We start from the raw sequence: 12,557 nt of genomic DNA, 5'->3' as shown, positions 1-12,557 counted from the left end.
TCTTATTTATTTTTTTCTCTTTTAGCCTTATTTTCTTTGGCTTTTTCTAGGAAATTTTCCTTGGCATAGGCTATGATATCATCAGATTCATACATAGCTTTGCCATCTATGACCATGCAAGGAACCTGGACTTTTCCACCTACTTCGATTAACTTATCTTGGTTTTCATAACCGCAGTTTACATCTTCTGTATTATATGATGGAAACTTGATTATATCATTGTCTCTAAAATAATTTAAAACTTTTAAGCAATAAGGGCAATCAGGTTTAAAATAAAGTTCAAAATCCCATTCTCTTACTATTTCTTTTCTCATAAAAATCCTTTCTATATACATTAACGTCTTACTTAATATATATTTACCCAAAGCTTATAAGAAAAAACTTAATAAAACTACTTCTTGTGAACCCTTTTAAGCCTGGACTCTAAAATAATTCCAAGAATTACATAGGCCATAAATTCTATAATTACTAGGATGATCTTTCTATAGGTATACATTTTAACAAATTTATTTAAGATTAGGCCAAGGATGATAAAAACTATAGCTAGGCTAAAGGCACCTTTGGCCATAAAATCATTGGCAAAATACCAATTCTGCTTATTTTTCATTGATAAATCGCTCCTATAACCATATTTTTTATCTATTTCTTTGTTCTTTATCATATTTGAAATATAACCTACAAATACCAAATAAGCTGGTACTAAAAATATAGGCAAGGATTCAAAATTCATATTATCTCCTATCTTATACTTTTCATCACAAAGTCTAAACCAAGAGCCCATCCCATGGAATAGGCCAAGATGCTAGCTGGCTTACACAATAAGATTATGGCTATATATTTTTTTACACTTATATCAGTTAGGCCAGTTAGGTAACACAAAAAATCATCAGGAGCTACAGGTAAAAATATAGCAAGGGCGAAAAATCTGTCATAGGTCTTCTCTTTTAGCTTATCCTTGTGTTTATTATATGTATCTTCTCCAAAAATCCTTATTACTATGGATCTACCAAAGGTTCTGGAAATAAAAAACACAAGTATTGAACCAGCACAAATTGAGATATAATTATAAACAAAGCCCCAAAAGGCCCCAAATATAACTACTCCTGCTACACAGGTAAGGCCTCCTGGTATTATCGGGATTACTATCTGTATTATCTGAATAATCATAAATACAGCTGGACCCCAGGCTCCCTTAGATAAAATCAGTTCTCTGAAGCTTTCTAGAGAGTTAAAGTAGCCCTTCTTATAAACTATAAAAGCAAGTATTAAGGCTATTATTAATAGGATTATTGATATTATATTGAATAAATTTTTTTTGATAAAAGATTTCATTTTCGCCTCTACTGTATGATGTATGTAGTGATATCATACATTAATGCTTTTTAACTGTCAAGTTCTTCTTATATAATAACACAATTATGACTTTAAAAAAAGTTATAATTTTTAAGAATTCCTTAATAATAAAATTTCAGCGTATCATCAAAAAAGAGAAAACCCGAAGATTTTCTCTTTTTAAATATTTTTTAAACTACTAGATTTAGAATTTTGCCTGGAACATAGATTACTTTTCTAAATTCCTTGCCTTCTATATAAGAATTTACATTATTTTCTTTAGATGCTAAGTCTAGAGCTTCTTCCTTACTTGCTGTTTTACTTATTGTTATCTTTCCTCTTACCTTGCCATTTACTTGGACTGGTAGGTCGATTGTATCAAAGCTTAGCTTAGATTCGTCATATTTTGGCCAGCTTGTTTGGTTAAGTTCTCCATCAAAGCCTGCCATTTGCCATAATTCCTCTGTAAGGTGAGGAGCTACTGGATTTAGTAGGGTTATATAGGTTTTAAAGTCAGCCTTGGTGATTTTACCAAGAGCTCTCATTTCATTTAATAGACTCATTAGGGCGGCTATGGCTGTATTGAACTTAAGATTTTCAAAATCATCACTTACTTTTTTGATAGTTTGGTTAATTGATACTTCAAGCTCTTTGCTATAGTCATCCCCATCTTCTACAAGGTCGATTAAGTTAAAGACTCTTTCTAAGTATTTTCTACATCCCTTAACTCCCTCATCTGACCACTTGGCTACTGATGAGAAATCTCCCATGAACATTTCGTAGGTTCTTAGGGTATCTGCACCAAAATCTCTTATTATATCATCAGGATTTACAACATTTCCTCTTGATTTACTCATTTTTTGGCCATCATATCCTAAGATCATTCCATGGCTTGTTCTCTTTTTGTATGGTTCTTTTGTTGGCACTACACCTATATCATAAAGGAATTTGTGCCAGAATCTTGAGTAAAGAAGGTGAAGGGTGGTATGTTCCATTCCTCCGTTGTACCAATCAACTGGTGTGTAATAATCAAGAGCTTCTTTGCTTGCTATTTCTTCGTGGTTGTGTGGATCTGCATATCTAAGATAATACCAGCTTGATCCTGCCCATTGAGGCATGGTATCTGTTTCACGTCTTGCTGGTTTTCCACAATGCGGACAGGTAGTATTTACAAAATCATCTATCTTAGCTAGTGGTGATTCACCTGTGGCTGTTGGTGTATAAGACTCTATCTCAGGGAGTCTTACTGGTAGGTCTTTTTCATCTACTGGCACCCAACCGCACTCATCACAATATACCATTGGAATTGGTTCACCCCAATATCTTTGTCTAGAAAATACCCAGTCACGAAGCTTAAAGTTTGTCTTAGCTTCTCCCAGTTTATTTTCTTCTACATATTCAATGGCTTTTTTCTTGGCTTCTGTTGCAGATAGGCCATTTAAGAAATCAGAATTTATAGCTGTTCCCTTTTCAATATCTGTTACAGGAAGCTCATCTTTTGAATCATAAACAGGAATTATTGGCATATCAAATTTCTTTGCAAATTCAAAGTCACGCTCATCGTGAGCAGGTACTGCCATTATTGCTCCTGTACCGTAGGACATTAGGACATAATCTGATACCCAAATTGGAATTTCCTTGTTATTTAGTGGATTAATTGCTGATAGGCCATCAATCATTACCCCAGTTTTATCCTTATTTAGCTCACTTCTTTCAAAGTCAGATTTTAAGCTTGCCTTATGTTTGTAAGCAAGGATATCATCGTAGTTTTTGATATCATCCTTAAATTTTTCTAAGATTGGATGTTCTGGTGAAACTACCATATAGGTTACACCAAAGATTGTGTCTGGTCTTGTAGTATAAACTGTAAGCTTTTCATCCCTATCTTTTAGGCTAAAATTAACATCTGCCCCGTGGCTTCTTCCTATCCAATTTATTTGGCTAGCTTTTATTCTTGATTCATAGTCAACTTCAGCTAGGTCATCTATGAGTCTGTCTGCGTAGGCAGTTATCTTTAGCATCCATTGATTTTTTAGCTTATGCTCTACCTCAGCTCCACATCTTTCACACTTTCCATCCACTACCTCTTCATTGGCAAGGCCAACTAGGCATGATGGGCACCAGTTTACAGATGTTTCTGACTTGTAAGCTAGGCCTTTTTTAAACATTTGGATAAAAATCCACTGGCTCCATTTATAATAATCAGGATCTGTTGTATTTATTTCCCTGTCCCAATCAAATGAGAAGCCAATTGATCTCATTTGGTCCCTAAAGTGGTTTATGTTCTTTTCTGTAATAATTGCTGGGTGGATTTTATTTTCTATAGCGTAATTTTCAGCTGGTAGGCCAAAAGCATCCCAACCCATTGGATACATTACATTTTCTCCATCTAGTCTTCTCTTACGAGCCACTACATCAAGGGCAGTATAAGGACGTGGATGGCCTACGTGTAGGCCTTGTCCAGATGGATATGGAAATTCTACTAAAGGATAAAATTTCTTCTTTGATGAATCTATTTCTGATTTAAATGTTTTTTCTTCTTCCCATTTTTTTTGCCACTTTTTTTCTATGGCATTTGGATTATATTCTACCATTGTTCCCCCTAGTTGTTGTTAGCAAACGCGTTTACATATCTTGGATAAGCTATCACGTCTCTGATATTTTTCATGCCTGTTACATACATCATTGCTCTTTCAAAACCTAGTCCAAAACCTGAGTGAACTACTGTACCAAATCTTCTTAGATCTAGGTAGTTTTGATATTCTTCTGGATTTAAGCCATTATCTTCCATAGATTTTACAAGCTCATCGTATCTTTCTTCTCTTTGAGAACCACCGATTAGCTCCCCTACTCCAGGAACAAGCATATCAAAGGCTGCTACTGTCTTACCATCATCATTTCTCTTCATATAGAAGGCCTTAATGTCTTTTGGATAATCAGTTACAAATACTGGACCATTTACAATTTTTTCTGATAGGTATCTTTCGTGTTCTGTTTGAAGATCCATGCCCCATTCAACTGGGAATTCGAATTTTTCTCCAGATTCTTTTAATAATTCTATAGCCTTTGTATAAGTGATTCTTGCAAATTCTGAATTTCTTAGTTTTTCTAGTCTTTCGATTAGGCCCTTATCAATCCATTTGTTGAAAAATTCCATCTCATCTTTTGCATTTTCAAGTAAATAGTCAATTGCGTATTTTATCATATCTTCAGCAGTATCCATGCATACATTATAATCAGCAAAGGCCATTTCAGGCTCAAGCATCCAGAATTCTGCAGCATGTCTAGGTGTATTTGATACCTCAGCCCTAAAGGTAGGTCCAAAGGTATAAACATTTCCGAAAGCTAGGGCATAGTCTTCAGCCTCAAGCTGGCCTGATACTGTCATGTAAGATTTTTTGCTGAAGAAGTCTTTGTTGTAATCGACTTTTCCATCTTCTCTTCTTGGTGGATCATTAGGGTCAATCGTTGTTACATTAAACATCTCACCCGCACCTTCAGCATCACTTGATGTGATAATTGGTGGGTTTACATATACAAAGTTTCTTTCTTGGAAAAATTTATGAAGTCCAAAGGCTAAAATTGATCTTGTTCTAAATACAGCTCTATATGTATTTGTTCTAGGTCTTAAGTGAGGGATTGTTCTCATAAATTCAAAGGTTTGTCTTTGCTTTTGAATTGGGAATTTCTCTGAAGATTCACCAAGAACAGTTACCTTAGCTGCTTGAATTTCATATGGATTGTTATCTTTTCCAGTTGAAACAAGCTTACCTTCTATCTTAAGACTTGCAGATAGGTGTTGTTTATCAAGTTCATCGTAATTTTCAATTTCTTTGCCCACTACTACTTGGAGGTTTTTAAAGGTTGATCCATCATTTAAATCGATAAAACCCACGTTTTTACTAAATCTAGAGTTTCTAATCCAACCTTCTATAACTACTTCACTATCAACTAAACTTTCCGCTTTCTCTAATAATTCTCTAATCTTCATTATTGCCTTCCTTAACTTTATTTAATCTTTCGATCATTTCTTTCTCATAGCCTTTTAAAATAGGCTCATAAAATTTTTCTTCAACAAAATCATCCGGCAGATAATCTTGTTTTACATAGCCACCAAAAGCATGTGGGTATAAATACTCATCCTTTATGAGATTCTTACTTCCAGCATAGTGACTATCTTTTAACTTATTTGGTACTGTACTATCTTTATTGTTTCTTACAAAATCTATTGCCTTGTCAATTGCAAGGTAGGTCGAATTACTCTTTAGGCTTGCTGCTAGATAAACCACAGTCTGGGCCAGGATAATCCTTGCTTCTGGCATGCCAATCTTATCAATCGCTTCAAAACAAGCGTTAGCTAGGACTAGGGCATTAGGATTTGCATTTGAAATATCTTCTGCTGCAAAAATTATCATCCTCCTTGCGATGAATTTGATATCTTCGCCAGATTCTAGCATCTTTGCCAGATAGTAAAGAGCTGCATCAATATCAGAGCCTCTCATAGACTTAATAAAGGCAGAAATCGTATCATAATGCCTGTCGCCATTTTTATCATATACGGCAATTTTCTTGTTTATGGAATTTTCGATAGTAGCAGAGTCTATATCTATTCTACCATCTTTTTCATCTTCTGAAAATATGGCGATTTCTAAAGCATTTAATAGGGCCCTGCTATCGCCATTAGAATATCTTACAAGGGTGGAAATAGCATTATCGCTTAACCTAATGTCCTTATTTTTTAATATCTCATCTTCCTTTAGGGCAAGATCTATAAGTTTTTTAAGGTCATCATCGCTTAATTCTTTAAGCTCAAATACATACATCCTTGAAATAAGAGCCTTATTTACTTCAAAATATGGATTTTCTGTAGTTGCCCCAATCAGGGTTATAGTCGAATCTTCTACAAAAGGCAAAAGGTAATCTTGCTGGCTTTTGTTAAATCTATGGATCTCATCGACAAATAGTATGGTCCTTTTATTTTCATAAGACAAATTATCCTTTGCAATTTGAACCTTCTCCTTTAAATCACCTATGCCACTAGCTACAGCAGATACTTCTTCAAAGGCCATGTTTGTGGTGTTTGATATGATTTTTGCAAGAGTAGTCTTGCCTATTCCAGGTGGTCCATAAAATATACAAGAATAAATCCTATCAGCCTTGATCATCCTTCTGATAATCTTACCATGTCCTACCAAATGTTCTTGACCTATGTATTTATCAAGAGAATTTGGCCTTAACCTATCTGCAAGAGGTGCATTTTTTGAAAGTTCTCTTTGTCTATTTAATTCAAATAAATCCATTTGCCCTCCTTAATAGAAAAAGAGCTGTTGCAAAATTATGAATAACTATCATCCCATCATTAGAGGGTTCTCTTAGAAAATTTTTGGCCTAGCCTGCCGGCTCGTGGAGGCAAAATTTTCGTGGAGGTTCCTCTAATGATTCGGGATGATTTATTCATTCTGCAACAGCCCTTTATCATCTTTTAAATTTATAATCTCCTCATAAAATGAATCGACATCCTTAAATTCTCTATAAACAGATGCAAATCTCACATATGCTACTGGATCTAAGTCTTTTAATTCATCCATGACAAGCTGTCCTATATATGTTGAAGTTACTTCTTTTTTGCCAGTATGATTAACTTTGGTTTCAATATTTTTAGCTACTTCTTCTATTTGATCCATGCTGACAGGTCTTTTTTGGCAAGACTTGACAATGCCTGAGATTAGCTTTCTTGGGTCAAAAGCCTCTCTTGTGTTGTCTTTTTTGATAATCATGATTGTGGAATCTTCATACCTTTCGTAGGTCGAAAATCTCTTGTCACAATCTTCGCACAATCTTCTTCGTCTAATAGCCCTGTCATCATCAGTTGATCTAGAATCTAATACCCTTGTATTTTTAGAATCACAATAGGGACATCTCATATTATTTTAAGAAGTCAGGAAGCTCTAAATCATCAAATAAGTTTGATGATCTCCTTTGGCTATTTTTATTGACGTTGTTTGCGTTGTTTCTTTGAGGAGCTCTTAATTCGTCAGACGAATTTGATCTATCTGCTCTTCTAGGTCTGCCCGCATTATCAAATCCTGTAGCTATTACTGTAATCTTGATTTCTTCACCCATTGTTTCGTCAGAACCAACACCAAATATTATGTTTGCATCAGAATCTATGTGGTCTCTGATTAGCTCAGCTGCTTCATTTGCTTCCATTAAGCCTACTTCTGCAGCTGTAACGTTTAATAGTACTGCATTAGCTCCTTCTATGCTTGTTTCAAGAAGTGGTGAGTTAACAGCAGCTTTCGCAGCATCAACTGCTCTATTTTCTCCGCTTGCTCTACCAATACCCATGTGTGCCATTCCTTGATCTGCCATGATTGATTTAACATCAGCAAAATCTAGGTTAATTACGTTTGGTACTGCTATCAGTTCAGATATACCACTTACAGCGTCCATAAGTACTTGGTCTGCCATTTGGAAGGCTTCTACCATTGATGTTCTTTTTTCAACAATTTGGAGTAGTTTATCGTTTGGTATTGTTATTAGGGTATCTACATTTTCTTTTAATTTTTCAATACCTGATTCTGCTTGATTAGCTCTTTTTCTACCTTCAAATGAGAATGGTTTTGTAACTACACCTACTGTTAGGATTCCCATTTCTTTTGCTACTTGTGCTACAACTGGAGCTGCACCTGTACCTGTACCACCGCCCATTCCAGCTGTGATAAATACCATATCTGCGCCTTTTATAGCTTCTTCTATTTCACTTTTAGATTCTTCTGCTGCCTTTTCACCTACTTGTGGGTTAGCTCCTGCTCCAAGACCTCTTGTAAGCTTTTCACCTATTTGAAGTCTAATATCAGCGTTTGAACCTTGTAGAGCTTGAAGGTCAGTATTAAGTGCCATAAACTCTACACCAGATAGGCCGTTATCTCTCATCCTGCTGATGGCGTTATTTCCACCACCACCAACACCAATAACTTTTATCTTAGCTAAAGAATTGTTTTCCATATCATAATTAATGTTTGCCATAAATTCCCCCGTCGTTTTCTATTTTTAGATTTAGCTAAAAGATTAATCTACCACAACTTCTGGCTTATCGCCGTTGTTTAAGTTAATACTTTCTACTTTTTTGCCCTTGTTTTTTATATCGGCTAAAACTTTATTTAGTAATTTAATCTTGTAATCAACATTATTTAAATCACCAAACTTAACTTCAATATCTTCTACCATTATACCAATATCAAGCTTATTTTCCAAATTTAACTTACTTACCCTACCTATAATAGGAGATGTGCTTATAGCCTTAATAAAATTCATTGTAGTTTCAGAAGAGGTAAAATTTTCACCCAATTCTTTATTATAAGAGTTTATATCTATTTCGATAAGCCTTTCGGTATTTATCTTATCCACATCAGCTGTTATAAGTCCATTATTTGATACATAAAGATCCTTATTTTTTATCTTATAAAGTGGGAAGTCTTCCCCAATTTCTACTGATAAAATCTTAGGAAAAACCTTCCTAACTCTTGCTGTCTTTACAAAGTTTAATTTTTTAAGTTCCTTTTCGCTTCTTTTATAATCATATAATAGTATATTTTTACCAACTGGTGACCTAAGCTTCTTTATTACCTCTGTATCATCAGTTATAACATTACCTTTTATGTATATATCCTGTATTTTCATAAAGGGATGCGTGTAAAGATTTACAAATATGCCAAGCAAAAATGCCAATAAAATAAGGAAGAAGAAAATCTTACTTTTAGGCTTTTCAATTTCTTCCTTACCTGGTCTTCTAGCTATATATTTTTTACTAAAAATTTTTGATCCCTTTTTTATAATTCTATCATCGTTTTTATTAGTCATTAATCAATTAACTTAGTAATCTCGCTATAAATTTTGTCAGTTGCGGACATATCAGCAAGTTTATAAGCTTCTTCCCCCATTTTTTGCATAGTATCTTTATCTTTTATTATACTCAATATAGAATCATTTAATAGGTCAGCTTTCAAATCTTTTTCTAAAATCATAAGGCTTGCTCCATGGTCCATATAAGTTCTTGCATTATACTCTTGATGATTTTCTGTAGTGTATGCCTTAGGTATTAATATCGAAGCCTTGCCAACTGATGAAATTTCTGCAAGACTCATCGCTCCTGATGAAGCTATTATTAAATCTGCTAGGCCATAAAAAAGATCAATATTATCTATATATTCAAAAACTTTTAGGTATTTGCTTGGTGATGCTTTCTTTACAAAATCATCATAATACCTATTTCCAGTTTGATGGAGGAGGTAATATTTTCCATCAAGCTTTTTGCTTAGTTCTAAAACTGCTTGATTTAATGCATAAGATCCATTTGATCCCCCAAAAGAAAATACAATAGGCTTATCTTCATCTATTCCAAGACTTTTTAAATCCTCTTCAGTATAAGTAAGATTGAAATTATTTCTAACAGGATTGCCTGTTACTACAATATTTTTTTGATATTTAAAATGCTTTTTTGCTTCCTCGTAGGAAATTAATACCTTATCAACCCTTTGAGATAGGAATTTACTTGCCATACCTGGATAAGAATTTGATTCATGAACAATTGATGGAATATGAGCTCTTGCAGCCTGGTAAAGAATAGGTGCACATACATAGCCACCAGTTCCTACAACTAATTCTGGTTTGAAATCCTTTATAATTTTTTTAGCTTGGCCAAATCCTTTAATATTTGCTAAAAGTGATTTAAATAATCTTTTATTAATCTTTCTAGGTATGCCCATTGCTTCTATAGAATGAAATTTATATCCGTTTTTCTTGGCTATCCTTTCTTCTGGGCCGCCTTTTATTCCAACATAAAGTATTTCTACTCCTGGATTTTCTTCTTTTATCTTATCACCTATTGCTATGGCAGGATAGATGTGACCACCTGTCCCACCACCAGTTATTATTGCTCTTTTCATATTTATCCTAACTTTTTTACAAGGTCTTTAAAGTCATCTCCCCTTTGTTCATAGGACTTGTACATATCCCATGACGCAGAGGCTGGAGATAGTAAAACTACATCACCGCTTTGGGCTTCTTTATAAGCTTCATCTAAGGCTTCTTTCATATTTTCTACCATTATATAAGAAACTCCTAGGTCCTTGCAGATATTTTCTAGCTTTTGCTTTGTCTGGCCCATTATTATCATAAGTTTGCCATTTTTCTTGAAAGCTTTGACATAATCAGTGTAGTCGATGTGCTTATCATAGCCGCCTGCAATTATAATAATAGGTCTATCGAAAGACTCAATAGCCTTTACAGAGCTATCGACATTTGTCCCCTTGGAGTCATTATAATAATCTACTCCGTCAATTGTTTTTACAAACTCAAGTCTGTGAGCAATTGATTTGAAGGTCTTAATTGACTTTATAATATCATCAAGATTTATCCCATATAGATAAGTTAAAAGGATAGCTGCCATGGCATTTTCATAGTTATGCCTACCTATTACAGATAGATCTCTAACATCTAAAATGCTTTCATCATCATGATTTTCATCTATGAGGTAGATTGTATTTTCTTTTAGGTAAAGACCTCTTTCCACCTTTTGTCTGCTTGAAAATTCATAAACTTTTGCCTTAAAGCTTAACTTATGTGCTTTTAAAATCTTATCGTCTTTGTTTATCACTAAAAAATCTGACTGATCTTGATTTGATGATATTTTTAACTTTGAATTTATATAATCATCAAAACTACCATGCCAATCTATATGGTCTTCGTTAATATTTAGGATTGCTGCAAATTTTGGATGATATAACTTGCTATCATGTAGTTGAAATGATGATAATTCTTCAACAAAGACTCCCTCATTATTATACATTTGCCACAAGATTCCCTCGCCTATATTTCCAACCGCATAGGCCTTATGACCTGACTGATTTAAAATATGGTTTACCATCGATGTTGTGGAAGTTTTGCCATTTGTACCTGTGATGGCAATCTTTTCTTTTTCAGGAAATAACCTTTGTGACGCTTCTATATCTGAGATGATTTCGTTTCTCTTTTCTAAAAGCTCTACATATTCATCATTTGGCTTTATTCCAGGTGATTTAAGTACAAATTCAAACTTATAATCTTCTAAATTAGCGCAAGAAATAGGGCTATAGTTATAGCCCTTGAGTTCTTCTATTTTTTCTTTATTTTTATCGAAGGTGTAAACCTCATATCCTTTTTTATCCAAACATTTAACAGATGATATGCCTGTTACACCAAGTCCATATACTAATACCTTACTCATACTAATGCCACCAAACTTATTAATGATAATACGATAGATACAACAGCGAAGGCTGCTACTATCTTTGATTCTTTGTAACCTTTTAATTCAAAATGATGATGAATAGGAGTCATAAGAAAGACTCTTTTTTTATTCCTGTGTCTATATGATAAAACCTGAATTATTACTGATAGGGTTTCCATCATATAAACTCCACCAAATATTACTAAATAAATTGGAATTTTAAGATTTATTGCAAGGGCTACTATTGCACCGCCTATTGCCATAGATCCAGTATCTCCCATAAATACACTTGCAGGATTAAAGTTGAATACCAAAAATCCTAGGAGACTTCCAAGCATAATTAGTGCAAAAGTTTCATTATTGGTTGTCTTTCCAATTATGCTTAGAGCAATAAATACTGGGATTGATACACTTACCAAGAGGCCATCAAGACCATCTGTTAGGTTTGTAGCATTTGTAGTACCTACTATTATAAATACCATAATAGGAATTCCTATTATTGATACTGGTAGGTAAAAATTAGTAAATGGTATGAGTAATCTTGTTATAGATTCCTTGTCATTTATGAAGGCTAAAATACTTACCAAAATTGCTAGACCAAATTGGAGGACTAATTTTTCTTTTGGTTTAAGACCTTCAGATTGTTTTAATACTAGTTTTTTGAAATCATCGATAAAGCCTACTGCTCCAAAACCCACCATGGATACTAAAAGTATTAAAGTTTCCATACTTTTATCTAAGAAAAATAGACTTAAGATGAAGGCAGAAATTATAAAGATTATTCCACCCATGGTTGGTGTGCCTGCCTTAGCTAGATGGCTTTTTGGACCAACTGCCCTAATATTTTGACCGATTTTTTTGCTTTTAAGAATTGGAATTATAAAAAATGACAAGCCCAAACTTAAAAATATTCCCAATAAAATTAATAAATACTTATTCATATTACTTCCTATCA

Annotated in this window: 12 protein-coding genes; all 12 read right to left on the bottom strand. The window is 33.9% G+C overall.

Features of this window, described 5'->3' with window-relative positions; genetic code table 11:
* Nucleotides 1–2 precede the first annotated feature (2 nt).
* Complete coding sequence (locus NH286_RS05200; RefSeq protein ID WP_265237405.1) at nt 3–314, bottom strand: glutaredoxin family protein; 312 nt, start codon at nt 312–314, stop codon at nt 3–5.
* 77 nt (nt 315–391) lie between these two features.
* Complete coding sequence (locus NH286_RS05195) at nt 392–730, bottom strand: SdpI family protein (RefSeq protein ID WP_265237403.1); 339 nt, start codon at nt 728–730, stop codon at nt 392–394.
* An 8-nt stretch (nt 731–738) separates the two neighbouring features.
* A complete protein-coding gene (locus NH286_RS05190) occupies nt 739–1,332 on the bottom strand; it encodes a TVP38/TMEM64 family protein (RefSeq protein ID WP_106460629.1) in 594 nt (197 codons plus the stop codon).
* A gap of 191 nt (nt 1,333–1,523) precedes the next feature.
* Complete coding sequence (gene leuS / locus NH286_RS05185; protein ID WP_265214109.1) at nt 1,524–3,926, bottom strand: leucine--tRNA ligase; 2,403 nt, start codon at nt 3,924–3,926, stop codon at nt 1,524–1,526.
* Between the two features lie 8 nt (nt 3,927–3,934).
* Nucleotides 3,935–5,323, bottom strand: coding sequence for an asparagine--tRNA ligase (gene asnS, locus NH286_RS05180; protein WP_265214111.1), 1,389 nt, complete (start codon nt 5,321–5,323; stop codon nt 3,935–3,937).
* Nucleotides 5,313–6,632, bottom strand: a complete 1,320-nt coding sequence (locus NH286_RS05175; RefSeq protein WP_265214113.1) for a replication-associated recombination protein A — start codon at nt 6,630–6,632, stop codon at nt 5,313–5,315. Before NH286_RS05175 ends, asnS begins: the two co-directional genes overlap by 11 nt.
* Before the next feature lie 150 nt (nt 6,633–6,782).
* Nucleotides 6,783–7,256, bottom strand: a complete 474-nt coding sequence (gene nrdR / locus NH286_RS05170) for a transcriptional regulator NrdR (protein ID WP_265214114.1) — start codon at nt 7,254–7,256, stop codon at nt 6,783–6,785.
* A gap of 1 nt (nt 7,257) precedes the next feature.
* Complete coding sequence (gene ftsZ, locus NH286_RS05165; RefSeq protein ID WP_106460634.1) at nt 7,258–8,361, bottom strand: cell division protein FtsZ; 1,104 nt, start codon at nt 8,359–8,361, stop codon at nt 7,258–7,260.
* Nucleotides 8,362–8,403: 42 nt separating this feature from the next.
* Complete coding sequence (locus NH286_RS05160) at nt 8,404–9,195, bottom strand: cell division protein FtsQ/DivIB (RefSeq protein WP_265237401.1); 792 nt, start codon at nt 9,193–9,195, stop codon at nt 8,404–8,406.
* Nucleotides 9,195–10,280 (bottom strand): undecaprenyldiphospho-muramoylpentapeptide beta-N-acetylglucosaminyltransferase, encoded by a 1,086-nt coding sequence (gene murG, locus NH286_RS05155; RefSeq protein ID WP_265237399.1) that lies wholly within the window; start codon nt 10,278–10,280, stop codon nt 9,195–9,197. Before murG ends, NH286_RS05160 begins: the two co-directional genes overlap by 1 nt.
* Before the next feature lie 2 nt (nt 10,281–10,282).
* On the bottom strand, nt 10,283–11,599 hold the full coding sequence (murD, locus tag NH286_RS05150; protein ID WP_265237397.1) for a UDP-N-acetylmuramoyl-L-alanine--D-glutamate ligase: 1,317 nt from the start codon (nt 11,597–11,599) through the stop codon (nt 10,283–10,285).
* Nucleotides 11,596–12,543, bottom strand: coding sequence for a phospho-N-acetylmuramoyl-pentapeptide-transferase (gene mraY, locus NH286_RS05145; protein ID WP_106460638.1), 948 nt, complete (start codon nt 12,541–12,543; stop codon nt 11,596–11,598). Before mraY ends, murD begins: the two co-directional genes overlap by 4 nt.
* Nucleotides 12,544–12,557 lie beyond the last annotated feature (14 nt).

Origin of the sequence: Anaerococcus sp. NML200574 (assembly GCF_026131665.1) — a bacterium.
Taxonomy (GTDB): domain Bacteria; phylum Bacillota; class Clostridia; order Tissierellales; family Peptoniphilaceae; genus Anaerococcus; species Anaerococcus kampingae.
The sequence above is the reverse complement of the archived record's forward strand: the minus strand, read 5'-3'. Positions and strand labels throughout refer to the sequence as shown.